This is a genomic window from Eisenbergiella tayi, assembly GCF_001881565.1.
GTDB lineage: Bacteria > Bacillota > Clostridia > Lachnospirales > Lachnospiraceae > Eisenbergiella > Eisenbergiella tayi.
In genome coordinates, this window is the sequence record NZ_MPDJ01000002.1 from 382,025 (window position 1) to 398,920 (window position 16,896).

Sequence of the window (16,896 nt, forward strand, 5' to 3'; positions counted from 1 at the left end):
AATTTCAATCCACGAGGCTACGTAAGCCTCGACCCAATACGATTAACAATTATTACACCACAAATGATTTCAATCCACGAGGCTACGTAAGCCTCGACGCCATGGAGCTTACGACAGCCCCGATATCCCAAGATTTCAATCCACGAGGCTACGTAAGCCTCGACAAGCAACTGGATTAAAGGACTCTCCAAACCTACGATTTCAATCCACGAGGCTACGTAAGCCTCGACCGTACAGAAAACCTATGATATGGTGATTACTGGTATTTCAATCCACGAGGCTACGTAAGCCTCGACGGCAATAAGGGAGGCAATTTTATGACAAGAAAAATTTCAATCCACGAGGCTACGTAAGCCTCGACGCTGATAACCAGTTCCGCCAACATTCCACACCGCATTTCAATCCACGAGGCTACGTAAGCCTCGACAAAACTGATTCGGAGAAGTTGACCGACATCGACAAATTTCAATCCACGAGGCTACGTAAGCCTCGACAGCAAAAACATTCAAAAAAACATAAAGATTTAGACTACAAATATAACTTTTACACAAATATTTCTAAATACCTTTATATGATAAACCATCAAAACATTTATGTCCATAATATTTAAGCACTTTTTTGGTGCGAATCCCCCGGTAATTTCATGTGCACTATACATTCGCACCTTGCTTATCTCTCTCTTAAAACTGTAAACTGCTTTTGCTTTTACTATATAAAACAAATAACACTGATTTTTCTACTCACATATTACATAATAAATGATACAAATAATACTTTTTACTTAGTATTACTGAATAACCACATAGATAAATCAAGAAAATGATCCCCAGTATACTAAAAAATATCTATATCGTGTATGTTTGTCCTAAACATATAAAATTAATCTCCATATTTATCAAACAAATAATTACATTTATTTTTAGTTCTGTTTTTAAGGGTAATAAGCAATCAAATATTCGTTTGTATCTATCAGATATAACGCTAATGAAATATTACAGTCTTAATGAATTAAATATTTCCAGTTTCCTATACATAAACTCAAGGTCTGATGAGTATTCCACCTTATGCCAAAACAGTCATTCCTCTATACACCTTATTTGCTTTACAGGATATTTTTCTTTAGCACCACTATCGCCTTAACACAATTCCTTTTATCCCACAAAATACCTTCATCATATCAGTCAGCAAAGAGAGTTCTTAAGATCTACACATCAATCTATTTCTCGTTGATTTTCCAGTATCCCTTACGATCTGAACCAATTCTTATTATTTTTCCACTTTCACGCAATCTTTTTACTATACGACTTATTTTTCTCATGCTAAAAGAAGAAAGTATACTTAATTCTTTTGCTGTGATATTCGGTTGTTCCATTAACATTTTTAACACCAATTTTTCATCGCCATTTTCATTGCCATTTTCATCGCCATTAAAACTCTTTCCATTATTCATCACTTTATCAAACGGAAATACAGCCTTGATAAAATGCTCTGAAATCTGAAATATGCTTTTATCATATGCTTTCAATATTCGACTCATGCCAGAGCCCAACTGTTCTACAAATCCTAGATCTTTAAATACACGCATAAGTTCTCGATTTCTTGGCATACTGGAACAACTGAAAAAATCTTCTTCACTTTGACCAGGTATTAAACCACCATAAGAAGTCATGACAATTCGATTATTAAATATCTCAAAAACCGGCGGTATTTCATGGGTAAAATCATTGTGGACGATACAATTTACGATTGCCTCTCGCATTGCCACTGGTTCAACAAGATTTTTTTCAATTCTTTTAGTACTGGTCACTTTCGCATAGGTTACATTTTCTATTTTCAACTTTTCCAGTACACTGTAAGTTGCTTTGATTAGTGAACAATAACCATATTCTTCATTTTCAATTAAATCCACTTTATCTGAACCTGCATACTTGGCAACTTTTATAGAAACACCGTTTTCATCCGCAAGTAGATAAGCAATATAATTAAATTTTCCATCCGGTGTTAAGAGTTCCAAACTATTAGCAAATTGCTTATTCAATTCTAATCCACGTTCCTGATAGTATATTTTCAGTTGTGCAAACTTTAAATCCTGCCGTGGTGAGGATATATTACGAAGTGTCGTATGGATACGTCTTGCATACAGATCATCAATCATTGCAGTGGTCATTGGCTGACTTGAAGTTCCAATTCTTGTATAGCATCCACTTGGTGACATTCCTTTTGCTTTAATATAATATGGCTTTTCCAGACCACTGGATATTATTATTTTAATAACAGTCATATTCTCCACGGCCTCTGTTACAATATCAAATAACCCCAGCGTAGAGGGTAAAATATTGTTTTTAATACGATCCGCAATTTTTAATTGCGTCGTATCCAAGTCTACTATACCAGTTGGATGCCCATCATTATCCAAACCGATATACAAAATACCACCCTCTTGATTATTCAAAAATGCCACTATTTCTTTTCCAATTTGTCATTCAATTCGCTTTTGAACTCAATTCGATTGCTTTCCCGCACCACAACACCTCCCTTAAATTATAACATATTCAATCTTCGTAAATTAATTACATATGTATTCTACCAATAATAAAAATAAAATTACTAATAACTAAGCCTTTGCTGTATAAATTCAACATATTCTCTTAATTCATCAGAAAATTCTTCTAAGTCATCAAAGGTAATTACTCTCTCATTGATAAGTCGAACCAGATCAAATACCATGTCCTTTTTTCTTAATTCTATACTTACCCCAGGAGATACCTTATCCTGTTTGATACGCTTTTCCATTCTCCAGAATTTTGTAGATGCAGGTTCGTCACCATTCAGATAATCGACATATTCTTTTATTAGCTTTTCCATATAAGCTTCCTGCCAACCTGCTATCTTTTCCCTATATAGTAACCAATCTTTTTTTGAAGGTTCCATAACTCATCCCTTTTCTATACTTTTCCTACAATTGTTTGATCTTCCCATATTTTATAACATGGCTCATATAATACTTTAAATAACTCAGATATTTACACAAATAATTTATGCACACTTTTTAGTTTAAATCAAAATACTTATTTTTTCATACTATAAATTACCTTAAAATGCTTCAACACAACTGTTATTACCTCCACAATATCTTCTGTTGGAAGCTTTCTCGGATGTTACAATTTTTTCATAGCATTGTGACAACATAAGCAGCGTTGTTCCTCCAAACTCAACACGATGTTATATAAACTTTGACATACAATAAATAATGTCTGTACCAGTCATGCAATTTTAATTTACAAGGCTATGTAAGCCTCGATGACAATACGATGAAAAAAGAAAAATTATTAAGAAAATTTCAATTCACGAGGCTGCGTAAGCCTCAACTGTTCAAACTCAGGAGTCACAATAAAATCAGAAGATTTCAATCCACAAGGCTACATAAGCCTCGATTGGATAAGGCTGCCGCCCAGATGAAGGATGATGTATTTCAATCCACGAGGCTACGTAAGCCTCGACTACTCCACCTTTTCTTTTGGTACTATCGGAAGAATTTCAATCCACGAGGCTACGTAAGCCTCGACGATAGGAATGGTTTATCTGATGCTTGTGATACAATTTCAATCCACGAGGCTACATAAGCCTCGACTATTACTGATTGGGTCAATGAACAGAAAATGGATATTTCAATCCACGAGGCTACATAAGCCTCGACTTCAATGTCTTTAATAATATATTTTGCAGCAGAGATTTCAATCCACGAGGCTACATAAGCCTCGACTTCTTCCTCTTTCTTCAATCTATAATTGTTAAATTTCAATCCACGAGGCTACATAAGCCTCGACCCAACTGTAGGGCTCGCTTTAATCCCTGTGTTTATTTCAATCCACGAGACTACATAAGCCTCGACTAGTGCGGTCCGCGTATCAGAGCTAACTGCATTATTTCAATCCACGAGGCTACATAAGCCTCGACCACCGCTTGGCACCGCTGGCGCTTAATTTCGCATATTTCAATCCACGAGGCTACATAAGCCTCGACAAATATTGGCCTGTTAGATTAGCTGCATTTTTACATTTCAATCCACGAGGCTACATAAGCCTCGACCCTGCATTTCCCCGAGTTCATGCAATTCTTTAAATTTCAATCCACGAGGCTACATAAGCCTCGACGTAATAGCGTATCTGGCAATGGTACAGACAGCGCATTTCAATCCACGAGGCTACATAAGCCTCGACGGTGTATGTATGCACAGTGCCACGGAGGCCTATCTATTTCAATCCACGAGGCTACATAAGCCTCGACGGGAACCCTGAAACTTTTTACATGCCTTCATGCGATTTCAATCCACGAGGCTACATAAGCCTCGACAGACTGTTCTTTGGCTTTATCATAAATACGGCAATTTCAATCCACGAGGCTACATAAGCCTCGACGTGCCACATGTTCATCCCACCATACCACTATGGCAATTTCAATCCACGAGGCTACATAAGCCTCGACAATTGTCATTGATAACATCATTCAGGAGTATCTGATTTCAATCCACGAGGCTACATAAGCCTCGACAGCAAAAACATTCAAAAAAACATAACCATTTAACCCCCAAATATAACTTTTACACAAATATATCATCACATATTTTTATAATAAGCCTTCAAAACATTTATGTCCATAATATTTAAGCACTTTTTTGGTGCGAATCCCCCGGTATTTTCATGTGCACTATACATTCGCACCTTACTTATGACCCTCTTAAAATTATAAACTCCACTCTTATTTTATCATCTAAAAACAAATATCACTAATTTTTTTTACTCAATATAACGTTTACTTAATAAAATAAGTCCATACAGCATTCTCAATCCCTAAAATCATTAAAAAAGCTCTCATACAACTCTTTCATATGCTCATCCATTATTTTTTCAGCCGCTTCATCATCCTTCCTCTCAAAAGCGTCCACAATCCGTCCATGATAATACAAACCGGCCCGGTTTCCTCTCGCCTGTACCACTTTTTCAAAGGAACACTTCATCACTTCATTCATAATATCATAAATCCGCATGATAATAGAATTGCCGGCTATCCGGGCCATTTTGATATGAAACAGGTAATCGAAGCGCGCAAACTCGGGAAGATAATCCTTTGTCGCTTCCATCTTTTTAAAGAAGTACTCTAATTCTTTCACATCTTCTTCAGAAGCTCTGCGGCAGGCTTCTCCGCAGACCGGGCCTTCTATCATTCTGCGCAGCTGAAGGATTTCTTCCATACCATTATCATTGAGATATGCCGCAGGTATTAAAGGGCTCATTACGGAAGCGGCATCCGAGCTCCTCACAAAGGAGCCCTCTCCGAATCGTGTTTCCAGCAATTCCAGAGCAGATAATTTCTGCAGGGCATTGCGCACCGTTACCCGGCTGACGCCGAACTGCCGGGCCAGTTCATTTTCAGATGGAATCTTTTCACCGGGCTTCCACTCTCCCTCCAGAATCTGCTCCTTCATCTGTACAAAAACCTGATCACTTATGCTGTCCCTGCTTATTTTCTGAATTGCCATGTATTCCTCTTTCTTTCGTCTCTCCTACAGAATTTCCGTTTTCTTTAAAATACGCCGGATATGCTCTTTTTCTTCCTCACCTGCTTTAGGGAAGGGTTTGGAAGAACAGGCGCAGTCTATAATTCCCTTGATAGCCATTGCTTCTTTTATATAAGGAATAAACGGGGTGCCCACCTGATATATTTCCATGAGCCGGTCAATTTTCTTTTGAAGAACGCTGACCTGTTCCAGATCCTCACGGGCGAATGCCTCCGTCCAGGAATGGCATAATCCGGGAACCAGATTGGACAGGCCCGCTATGCAGCCGTCTCCGCCGGCCATTATATTATGGGCAAAATTATCATCGAAACCGGAGTATATTTCAAATTCCGGGAATTCTCCTTTTACCAGCTTGATCAGTTCCCTGGTATGATCCATGCCGGCCTGGGTATCCTTATAGCCGACTATATTTTTATATTTTCTCACCAGGCGCAGCGTAATTTCCGGCGTGAGGTCATAGCCGGTGCGATCCGGAAAATTATAGAGATAAATGGGCTGATCTGAAAGGGCTTCCGCCAGCATTCCAAAGTAGCTTTCCAGGCTTTTTTCTCCAAGCGGGAAATAGTAAGGGGGCAGAATAATCACGGCATCCGCCCCTTCCTGCTTTGCAAAACGGGAAAGCTCGATGATTTCATCAACTATCATACTGGTGGTTCCGACGATCAGCTGTGTTCTGTGATTAATCTTATGTACGGCATAGCGGATCAGCTCTTTTTTCTGAGACATGGTCAGGGCAAAAAATTCTCCAATGCTTCCCATGAGCAGGATTCCGTCCACTCCGCCCTGAATCAGGTGTTCGTATACCTTTCCACAGCCTTCCATATCCGGATTTCCTTCTTTGTCCATAACCGTAACTACCGGTGTTATATATTTTGCTTTCATTATGTATTCCTCCATCTTTCTTTTTATTGCCGGCTTAATAGCCTGCGCCTTTCATTGCTGATTCCGCATGCTCCGTGTATCTTTTTAATACGCCTGTAAAAGCTCTTTTTTTCAGCGGCTTTTCCAGCTTTCTCTTTTCCAGGACTGCCTGGATACTGTCCGCACCCATTTCCATGCCGTCAATCCCCACAATATCTATGGTCTTTTTTTCGATATCATAGGAAATCAAATCACCGGTATCCACATAGGCAATAGGTCCCCCGCACGCGGCTTCCGGGGACACATGACCGATTGCCGCTCCTCTGGTGGCTCCTGAAAATCTTCCGTCGGTAATCAGGGAGACCTTTCCGTTCAGCGTATGGTCACAGCAGATGGCCTCCGTTGTCATGAGCATTTCAGGCATTCCGCTTCCCCTCGGCCCTTCATAACGGATTATCACAACCTCGCCCGGAAGGATTTTTCCTTCCACCACGGCGGCATGGGCATCCTCTTCACAATCAAAAACAACAGCCTTTCCCACATGGGAACGCATGCTTTTTTCACAGGCGGAATATTTCACCACCGCCCCTTCGGGCGCAAGATTCCCTTTCAAAACAGCGATAGAACCTACCTCTTCCGTAGTTTCCGCAGGAGTGATCACATCCTCCGGAACCAGATGGTAATTGTGCAGGTACCCTTCTCCCCGCTCAAAAAAATGATCCTTCTTTATCGCTTCCAGATTTTCTCCCAACGTTTTTCCGGTTACTGTCATCACATCCAGATCCAGATACTTTTCCAGAAGCAGCTGTACTTTCGGAATGCCTCCTGCAAACCAGAAGGACTCGGTGAGATGCTGGCCGCTGGGATTTATGTTTCCTATATGAGGAATATATGAATTGATTTCATTAAAAATCGCGGGATCCAGTTCCATGCCGAGTTCTGCGGCAATGGCCGGCAGATGGAGCAGGGCGTTGGTGGAGCCTCCTATGGCGCTGTGAATTACAATGGCATTGCGAAAGGCGGCAGGTGTAAGGATTTGGGACGGGCGGATATTTTTTGCCGCAAGCTCCATAATTTTACGCCCGGCTTTCCTCGCCATGGCCAGAATATCCCGCATGGTCGCAGGCGCCAGCGCGCTTCCCGGAAGGGCGAGTCCCAGCGCTTCCGCCATACACTGCATGGTGCTCGCTGTTCCCATAAAGGTGCATGCTCCCTGGGACGGGCAGCCTGTCAGTTTATAATCACGGATTTCATCCGGCGTAATTTCGTTGTTTCTTTTTTGTCTCAGGGATATGTCACCCGCCACCAGAGAGGTGGTCTGTCCCGGCCCAGGCCTCATGCTGCCGCCGGGAATAAAAATAGCCGGAATATCCACTCTGGCCGCAGCTTTCAAATGAGCCGGTATGGACTTATCACAGGAGGAGGAAAGAATCATTCCGTCCCACGGCACAAAACCGGCATGCATTTCTATCATATCACAGATGACTTCCCTGGATGCCAGCACCAGATTCATCCCGTCATGTCCCTGCGCGCATCCGTCACAAATATCCGTCACATGAAACCTGGCGGGATGCCCTCCTTTTTCATATATGCCGTATACTGCCTGCTCTCCCAGCTGGTTCAGGTGGATGCTCCCCGGATGGCTGTCGCCATAGGCATCCTCTACCAAAATCTGCGGTTTGCCGATGTCCTCTTCATCCCATCCGCTCCCCAATTGCAGGGCATCAAACTGTGCCCATGTACAGCGTTCCTTTTCACTGCGTATTCCCATCTCATACCTCCGCGCATTCATCTGTATACCTGTATTACAGGTATGTATATAATTAACGTAAACCTGATGAAACCGTATGTCAAGAAAAATAGAAAAAAGCGTATGTATTCCTTGTCAGATGAAGGAAAATCAGGTACCATTGTTTAGAAAGAAACCTTTTATTATTATGTAGTGTGGGAGGCGTTATGAAAGATATCATTATTGTTGATAATAAACTGCAGCCGGAGGATTTCATCCGTTTGCGGCTGGAAGCCGGCTTTATGGAAACGCCGATGGAACAGGCTGAAAAAGCTCTGTCCAACGGCCTTTTTACCGCATCTGCAATGTGCGGTGACAAAATCGTGGGAATGGGGCGGCTTATCGGAGACGGCTCTATGTATTGGTATATCCAGGATGTGGCCGTCATGCCTGCATATCAGGGCCGGGGAATCGGCAAAGCCATCGTGACAAGGCTTATCAGCTATGCCGAAGCAAACAGCCTGCCCGGCAGCAAGGCCTCCATCGGGCTTATTGCCGCCAAAGGGAAAGAACCCTTTTATGAAAAAATGGGATTTACAAAGCATCCTCACGATATAAGCGGAGCCGGAATGACAAGGAAATTTATTGCCCCGGGCAACGAGCCAAAGCCAAACGGGCTTGGCCTTGGCAACGGCCGCTAGTGCTCCATCCAGCCAGAAACGAAACTGACAGTGCTGAATATTTTGTCAGTCTGCAAGGCGGAGGAGGGAGGCGATGCGGTGGCATCGTTGACCGACGACAACGCGGCAGATGGCAAAATAGGCAGTACTGTCAGTTTCGTTTCTGGCTGGATGGAGCACTAGGGTCTGTCCTATTTATTTTAATACTATTTCTGCAAGGCCATAGGGCAGATCCTTTTCCGGATCAATAAATACCCCGCTGTTTGTCACCGCAGAAGGGTCTTTTATTTCCATGGAATGAAGCAGTCCCTTATAACCTCCCAGCAAAATAATATGATCGTTTTCCAAATAAGGGGATAAGTTCTCAATAATTGTATGTAATTTCTTCGTCAGTTCTTCCTTATATTCCCTTTTTGCAAGTTCGTTGAGATATTCCAACATTTGTCCTATTTTGATTTTGGCTGACTTATTGGCAGCGGTTATAAGTGCATTCGCCGAATCCCTGTCAGGAAGAATCAATTGACCCTGCAGCGGACTGTCCGCCCTGACCATTTCTACTCCGACATTGTCAAAAAACGGCGCGAAGCATGCCTGGGTGTTTTCCTCAAGATACTGAACCTTGTAAATATTCCGTAAAACAATATAGTTGCCGGGAATCAGAATATCATCTGACATCAATCCGCCTTCCACAGAAGTTCCGCGGCACAGCGCACCTTTTACCGAAGAACCCGGCAGATAATACGCCGCACCTTCAGGATTGTAAGCAGTGTATATCCCATACTGGTAAAAAGGATAGATTACTTTTAATCTGTTTTTCGCTAAATATTCAGAATCCTCCACCTTTTCCAAAGAGAATTCATCTAAATCCCTGTAAAAGGCCAAAGCAGATCGCGGTGATACAATTAAACCGGAACAGGTCGTTAATTGATAAGCTATTGTTTCCATAATGAATTATACCTGCCTCTCACTCAAATAGATTGGATACAGAAATGCATTTCCAAAAACGATATCCCTGTTTTGGCGGAAGGGGGATTCGATTGATTTTCCCGCATGTCCCACTCCTTCACGGACCACTATTATACTGCCCTGCTCAATAAAGCTTATGTAATATTTAGGCGCATCCTTCCTCCAGCCCCCCGTCATTTCAAAAGGCCGTCTTTGCGATGTGAATAATTTGATGGAAGAAGCCTTAAAATCTATGCTGTCAGGCAGCAGCATTCCCGTATTCAGGTAAAATGCCGCTTCTGCCCCTGAGCCTTTCTGTTCTGCTATTTCCATGAATTGAAAAAGATTTAATCCCTGCGAAGCTCTTTTTCCTAGTATTATCATCTTTTGATCCGCCGCCGCGTCCTCTGTCATTCCCAGAAAATCAGAGCACAAACTGCTGTCATCCACTTGAAGGAAATAACAATAGGTATCTACAGGGCGATAATGCTCTCTGCCTTTTTTGTCCTGACTAACCTCCGAAAGTACCACTGTAGGCACTGAATAAAGGCGTGTATCCAATTCCGGGATATCATAGCAGACACTGTCAATTGATGCACGCAGCTGCTGCAGATCCAGCTGGGTCACATAAGGGAAAAGAAACTCACTGTTCTCCGGCTCAGCCAAAACATGTTCTAACTCCTGGCTCTTAATATAGCTCCTTATTTTTATAGCAGCATGCTTTTTTTTCAATTCTTCAGCCAGATTGTTCTTTTTGGAAATATGATCCATCAAGTAATCCTTAGGTGCAGGCAGATAACCTTCCGGCATAATATTGGACAAAGCCAGGTGTATTTCCTTATTTCTTACAGCGCTGGCCAAATCAGCTGCTCTCTCATCTCCATACTTTTCTGCAAACATATACATCAATGCACCAAACAGCTTTTGGGAATCCGGCACCTGTGTTATGGGGCCGGTCAATTTAAGGATAACTTTATAATTCCTCATGCATCTGCTCTCCATTTTTATCCATCATAAAATTTCCACTCTGCCGTATCCGCGGCTTTTGGAATTACCAAGCCGATAAATACCTTCGTTAAATTTCTTCAGATTATAAATCAAATATTCCTTACAAAGCTCTCCGGCCTGATCGTCCAATTTTTCCATTTTGTATAACCTTATTTCTCCCTCAAATACAATTCCGCTTCGGGCAGTCTGATAAGTCCGGGGCCTCGATTCAGGAGCATTACCACGGGTATCGATTGTATTCTTCATATCAATGGAAAAACAGGTCTTTTTATCACGGAATTCACTGCATAATAATAAATCGCCAAAAAGCAGTTTAGGGGTATTATTAAAGCCTTTGATACCAAACAGATACTCGGGAGACACCTCATTAGCAGCTTCCAAATATCGTTCTTCAATCCTTTTAAGAGCTTCTTTATCATCAATAATCGTTTGAATTTCCGGCCAGTTTTTCTCCTTTTCATTAATCAGATATTTCGTAAACAATCTGTTGATTTCATCAGCCATCGCACTGTCATCCTCGCGTATAACAGCCCGCAGGGCTCCTTTTAGCGAAGAAGCGGGAATGCAGGGAAAGCCTTCCTGGTCAGTGGCTGTCTGTTGGTCTATTCCGCCGATTTTAAAGGGTACCGGAGCTCCTCCGATAAACAGATTGGAAAGTGTTTTCATTTTTATGGTAATCGAATTTTCCATTTAGCTATACCTGCCTTTATCTAAAACAATTTGTTAGTTTTATACTGAATTTCTATTTCTTTATACTCATAAAGCAGCATAAGGGAATCCACAAAATCCTCATTCCATAATCCGGTCTGGTTTGCCGCCCTGCAAAATTTTTCTTTATCAAAATATCTGTAGCAAGGCGCCTTCCCCTTCTCCATTCTCTGCTTATTCTGTTCCTGGATTTTAATTTTTGTTTCCAAATCCGATGGGTTGTGCAGTTCAATCATCTTTGCCGCCTTTTCAACAGAAATCTTTCCGGTATCGCGCAGCTTAATAAACATACTCTTTTCGATTTTAAGCCGCTGAAGGCACTGCCTTTTTTCCCACTTTTTCTTCTTTTCTATTTCATAAGACACTTTATCAACAAAAATTTCTCTCAGGCGGTTATTTTCCTTCAGCGCAACATTGTACAGGTAATCGAGCGGCTTGCTTGTCAAATACTTACGGGCATTCTTCAACTCGTCCTTTTGAAATGCGGCCTTTTCTTTTATTTCAGAATTACCCGCTATCTGAAAACGACTGTCGGAAAATAAAAGCATTAACCGTAAATAAGTTTCCAAACGCTGTTTTGTGTCTGTGTTAACTACGATTTCTGCGCCCCGTTCCTTCAGCTGCAATAACTGCTGAATAATTCCCCCATTTAAAAGCAGCTCCCATTTCTGCAGATCCTTATCCGAAGCATCGCTAAACTGAGGTAAAAGATGATATAAAACACTGTTCATATATTCAATATCATTTTTCTGCACAGTTTCATCAGTAAGCCTTTCCAGCAAAGTATAGTAAAATCCCGAGGTTCCTAATAATTTATGATATCCGTTCTCCTCCGCTCTTAAGTAATTCAAACGATTTACATCTGTCAGGAAAAAATTCCATATGGGGATAGATTGTAAATCACTTTTAATCGCCCTTCTTTTTTTACAGTTCGGGCAATTAAACCGGTAGCCTTTATGCGTGCATGCCAATTGCTTCTTATATATTTTAAGTCCGGGATAATCGATATCAAGATAGGTCATACCATAAATTGATATCTTCATTCTCATAAATTTTTTAAGAGATCCTGACCATGCTTTCTTTGCATTTTTCAACTGCCGTTCCACCATATCCATATAGTAACGGACTGGCTCTCTGTTAAACGTAATTTCTGCGCCGATGCTCATGGTTAACCTTTTTTCAGGGAACACCTTTTCCAGTCTATCATTGATATTTTTCAGGATATTACGGCATATCTGGATTCCATTCATCAGGTTTGCAGCCGTGACGGCAAAAAAGATATCATCACCTGCCATATAGAACGGAAAAACCCAGCCGGAACGGGTTGAATCACATTCCTTTACCCCTTTATGCAATCCATTTAAGGAAACTTCCTCATTTAAAATTCTGCTTACCCGGGAATAGTCGTCATAGCTTTTGATGCTTTTAAACATGTCACCCATACCATCGAGATCGGCCTTTATGACAGTTATCCGGAAATGATTGGGATTATCTGTTTCTTCTGCAGAATACAATGCGTTGATATTTTCTGCAAACAGTGGATATTCCATTTTTTCAAATTTACTTTTCTCTTCCTTTACAGTACAGTACGAAAAGAGTATCTCTCTGTTTCTTTCAATCCATTCATTAAGGCTGTCTGATTGTTTAAGGCGGTTCTTTGCCTCCAGAATGGCTTCTATTTCAGTAAGATTACCATACGGGAAAGAAACACATCTCAGCATTTTCTGTCCCTGTGAACTATAGTAAAAATGTAAAAACAGTTTATTCAGCCTGTCACCGATTTCCTCTGCTGACAATCCGCATTCAAAAATGTATACGCCGGAGCAGGACAGTAATTCTTCCGTTTCTGATTTGGGAAATACTTCCTGTACGGTTTGATAAAAGCCTATGGATATTTCCATGGAGGCATTCATAATATTCTGTAACGTAGCCTCTTCCGCCTGCTTTTCCTGTGTCTGTGCATGAATTACTTCTGTCAAAAATGTCTGCACCTTATCAATGGAAAGTGCTACAATCCGTCTGTCACTCATGATTTTCCGCTCCTTCTGCGATATCTCCAAACATCTTAGCATATGCTATATGTGGAAAGGGTATTGGATTATTGATTAACATAAGCAATTGGTTGAATTGAAAATTAAAAGATAAAAGAGAAATGTTTTTTTCTTCGTTCTTCACCTGATAATCTGTCAATTTTACCTCACCGAGTATTGAACCATCATCTATTTGTATCTTTTCTTTTACACTTTCACCCTGTTCTTTTTTCTGCTCATATCCTACATGGTTCAATGCAAGATACCAATCTTTCAGTAATTCTTTCTGAGGATCAAACTCTATCTTTATCCCGCTTTTTTCCGATGGCGCTCTGACAATGATGTCAAACTGTTTTTCTCCGTTTTCCAATACATTATTCGTAATTCTTTCCGATAAACAACACAAAATTCGCAAAGGACGTGTTTGCGTTTGAGTGGCATTCCGTTCTTTTTCACCTACAATAATTCTTCCATTAATTCTGGTATATGATTTCTTTGAAGTTTTTAATGCTGCTATACTTTCCGCCCAGTTTTTTAAGATTTTCTCATTTAAAGATTGGCTTTTACACTCAACTACCACAGCAACCGCTTCAATAGGGATAAACTTAAGCCTTCCATAACGAAATATGTACGGTGTATACGTCTCATCGAATATCGCCAAATCTACCTCATTGGACACTCTTCCTTCTGAATCAATTATAAAAACCGATTTTTCAATAACGAATTTTTTAGGAATAATCTGTTCAAACATTCCCTTCCAGACATCTTCCCGAAATCCTCCGATTGTTGTACCATGGCTGGTTGTAAAATATAATTGTTTTACCAGCGTTTCCTCGGTTAAGATGTAATTATTTATTATATTCTTAACTGTTTTACTATCAGCAAAATCGAATTTTCTTATTTCTTCCATACTCTTCTCCCCCTCGTAACCTGTGGATCTACAAAGTCAAATAAATTCCATTTTTGTCCGCCCCATTCCAAAGGTTGTATTCCTTCCGAAATGTACAATCTGGGCAGCATACAGCCAGGGAACAAAAGGCGTTAAGTCCCCCTCAAACCATATATCTCCCACCAGGCCGCTAAAGTCCATTTTTTTACCCAAACGATTGGAATATCTCTCCATGTTTAATATTTCTGTTTTTTGTCTGATAACGGAAACGTCTCCAGAAAGTTCAAGAATACGGCCTATTTCCAACTGATCGCACCACCCGCCATAGCGTTCCGTAATCATTTCTATTCGGCGGGCAATATTACGTATAATTGTTGTAAAGTCCAGTTCTTCAAGCAGATTTCCGTTGCGGCGTATGCGCAGGGGCGTGAGCATTTGAATATGTAACTGCGAGACATCCGGCAGGCAATGGTAAGGCAACGCAGCACTTCTGATTGCTATTTCATAGAAATGGGCTTTTTCCCAAATTATTCGTTGATCTAAACTGTGTGTAATTTTCTTTAATTCGAACTTATATCTTGAAGCACCCAATCCAAGCTTTCTAATTTGCTGTATTGCATTCACTAATTGTCGGGCATATTGTACTCCTTCTCCCAGAAGAAGTATTTTGAAGTTTAGCTCTTCTTTTTCAAAATATATTTTCTTCTTTGTATCAGGAGGAATGAGCACATACGGATTAATTATATCTTGCATATTACTGCTCATTTTGCCGTTGTGATATAGATAATTGTAGGCATTCTTATCCTGAAATAATGCCTGTCCAATCACACCGCGAAGGGTAGAACCCAAAAATGGAGGTAATTCGGCCTTTTCCAGGGATACCAAAGTTATACTTATTGGCAGGTAATTCAGGAAGAAAGAATCTTCATTCTTTCCCATTTTTTCACCTCATTTTGTAAGAGAATGTATATATTATAAATCGTTCTTTATTTTACTATAGATAATAATTGCCAAATGCCATAAAGGCGAAAATGTGTTGTCTATTGGATGTATTCTTTTATTTCTTAGATACATAAAACGACAGCTTACTATTGGATAAGTTTTAACTATGAATAATATGCAATTTACATCAATGCAAGGTGCGACTTCTTACAATTTCAATCCACGAAGCCGTATAGGCTTCGACTCTTATCCTCGATTCTGGTACACTGGCAGATAGTGATTTCAATCCACGAAGCCATATAGGCTTCGACGTACACATTTCATTTTTACTCCTTTTCATTTTCAATTTCAATCCACGAAGCCGTATAGGCTTCGACAGAGTGGCAAAAATATGCGGATCCAGAGTGGCAAATTTCAATCCACGAAGCCGTATAGGCTTCGACTCTGGTCTCCAGAAAATACTCATTTACTGATATCATTTCAATCCACGAAGCCGTATAGGCTTCGACATCCCCCAGCTTCCGGATTGATATGTCTCCACCATATTTCAATCCACGAAGCCGTATAGGCTTCGACAAATTACATCCGTTATACAGAGACTATTTTCACATATTTCAATCCACGAAGCCGTATAGGCTTCGACGTAACCGATATTTTGGGGAGGTTTTAGTATATGGATTTCAATCCACGAAGCCGTATAGGCTTCGACTCTGACGACAACTCAAAAGGATAATCTTGAAAAATTTCAATCCACGAAGCCGTATAGGCTTCGACGTTTCGTAAATGGATCCGGAGCCGTCGCCCATCTTATTTCAATCCACGAAGCCGTATAGGCTTCGACAATATATACCATAACCGCATTGACAATCAGCAAAATTTCAATCCACGAAGCCGTATAGGCTTCGACTAGGGTATCGTTTGAAAAATCCAAATCTGGATATATTTCAATCCACGAAGCCGTATAGGCTTCGACCCAGTTATATTTATATGGATCTTTCTACCAGGAATTTCAATCCACGAAGCCGTATAGGCTTCGACGTTCTTCATCCTCCTGAATTGGCTTTGAGATTGTCTATTTCAATCCACGAAGCCGTATAGGCTTCGACATAGTTCCCGTGCCGTGTATTAATGACAAGACACATTTCAATCCACGAAGCCGTATAGGCTTCGACCGGCACGCAGAATGCCACGGTCTTTCTCTTGTGATTTCAATCCACGAAGCCGTATAGGCTTCGACTATGCGCCATATGGCGGAAGAAACCATTCATGTATTTCAATCCACGAAGCCGTATAGGCTTCGACGGATAGCCGAGATTATTACGCCCGGAATCTGGTGATTTCAATCCACGAAGCCGTATAGGCTTCGACAGCAAAAATATCCAAAAAACAATCTCATAACACAAACTTAATTATATACTTATTATATTTTCCACCTCATAATATCTTTATATAAATTATTTTCAATCTCTTCCCCATTAAAACAACTCTTTTTCAGGTGCGAATCTCTCGGTAATTTCATGTGCACT

Annotated in this window: 12 protein-coding genes and 3 CRISPR repeat arrays (1 of these 15 running past the window's edge); of the genes, 1 reads left to right on the plus strand and 11 read right to left on the minus strand. The window is 40.7% G+C overall.

The features are described from left to right. A CRISPR array of direct repeats spans nt 1–494; the repeat unit is 32 nt; unit sequence ATTTCAATCCACGAGGCTACGTAAGCCTCGAC (it extends 921 nt beyond the left edge of the window). A 722-nt stretch (nt 495–1,216) separates the two neighbouring features. The 5 genes from BLA28_RS10200 to ilvD all read right to left on the minus strand — a co-directional run bounded on the left by BLA28_RS10200 (nt 1,217) and on the right by ilvD (nt 8,210). After that, nucleotides 1,217–2,461, minus strand: coding sequence for an ATP-binding protein (locus BLA28_RS10200; RefSeq protein ID WP_242880661.1), 1,245 nt, complete (start codon nt 2,459–2,461; stop codon nt 1,217–1,219). A gap of 146 nt (nt 2,462–2,607) precedes the next feature. Beyond that, nucleotides 2,608–2,931: a hypothetical protein gene (locus BLA28_RS10205; RefSeq protein ID WP_044971442.1), complete on the minus strand. Its 324-nt coding sequence runs from the start codon at nt 2,929–2,931 to the stop codon at nt 2,608–2,610. A 339-nt stretch (nt 2,932–3,270) separates the two neighbouring features. Further along, a CRISPR array of direct repeats spans nt 3,271–4,551; the repeat unit is 32 nt; unit sequence ATTTCAATCCACGAGGCTACGTAAGCCTCGAC. Between the two features lie 292 nt (nt 4,552–4,843). After that, entirely contained in the window at nt 4,844–5,539 is a 696-nt protein-coding gene (locus BLA28_RS10210; protein WP_071699090.1) for a FadR/GntR family transcriptional regulator, read from the minus strand. A gap of 24 nt (nt 5,540–5,563) precedes the next feature. Next, nucleotides 5,564–6,460 (minus strand): dihydrodipicolinate synthase family protein, encoded by an 897-nt coding sequence (locus BLA28_RS10215; protein WP_081330221.1) that lies wholly within the window; start codon nt 6,458–6,460, stop codon nt 5,564–5,566. Nucleotides 6,461–6,494: 34 nt separating this feature from the next. Further along, entirely contained in the window at nt 6,495–8,210 is a 1,716-nt protein-coding gene (ilvD, locus tag BLA28_RS10220; RefSeq protein WP_069159354.1) for a dihydroxy-acid dehydratase, read from the minus strand. 185 nt (nt 8,211–8,395) lie between these two features. On the opposite strand from ilvD, the gene BLA28_RS10225 reads away from it, so the two are divergent. Continuing rightward, nucleotides 8,396–8,869 (plus strand): GNAT family N-acetyltransferase, encoded by a 474-nt coding sequence (locus BLA28_RS10225; protein WP_069159355.1) that lies wholly within the window; start codon nt 8,396–8,398, stop codon nt 8,867–8,869. Between the two features lie 174 nt (nt 8,870–9,043). On the opposite strand, the gene BLA28_RS10230 is transcribed toward BLA28_RS10225, so the two are convergent. From BLA28_RS10230 to cas6, 6 genes are read right to left on the minus strand one after another with little or no spacing between them, the layout of a single operon-like run. Beyond that, nucleotides 9,044–9,793 (minus strand): hypothetical protein, encoded by a 750-nt coding sequence (locus BLA28_RS10230; protein ID WP_069159356.1) that lies wholly within the window; start codon nt 9,791–9,793, stop codon nt 9,044–9,046. 6 nt (nt 9,794–9,799) lie between these two features. Further along, nucleotides 9,800–10,780 (minus strand): hypothetical protein, encoded by a 981-nt coding sequence (locus BLA28_RS10235; RefSeq protein ID WP_069159357.1) that lies wholly within the window; start codon nt 10,778–10,780, stop codon nt 9,800–9,802. Between the two features lie 24 nt (nt 10,781–10,804). After that, on the minus strand, nt 10,805–11,491 hold the full coding sequence (locus BLA28_RS10240) for an RAMP superfamily CRISPR-associated protein (protein ID WP_069159358.1): 687 nt from the start codon (nt 11,489–11,491) through the stop codon (nt 10,805–10,807). A 20-nt stretch (nt 11,492–11,511) separates the two neighbouring features. After that, entirely contained in the window at nt 11,512–13,539 is a 2,028-nt protein-coding gene (locus BLA28_RS10245) for a Cas10/Cmr2 second palm domain-containing protein (protein WP_069159359.1), read from the minus strand. Then, complete coding sequence (locus BLA28_RS10250) at nt 13,532–14,449, minus strand: DUF6602 domain-containing protein (RefSeq protein ID WP_069159360.1); 918 nt, start codon at nt 14,447–14,449, stop codon at nt 13,532–13,534. Before BLA28_RS10250 ends, BLA28_RS10245 begins: the two co-directional genes overlap by 8 nt. A 36-nt stretch (nt 14,450–14,485) precedes the next feature. Beyond that, nucleotides 14,486–15,367, minus strand: a complete 882-nt coding sequence (gene cas6, locus BLA28_RS10255; protein WP_069159361.1) for a CRISPR system precrRNA processing endoribonuclease RAMP protein Cas6 — start codon at nt 15,365–15,367, stop codon at nt 14,486–14,488. A gap of 215 nt (nt 15,368–15,582) precedes the next feature. After that, nucleotides 15,583–16,738: direct repeats of the CRISPR family, unit length 32 nt; unit sequence ATTTCAATCCACGAAGCCGTATAGGCTTCGAC. Nucleotides 16,739–16,896: the final 158 nt, after the last annotated feature.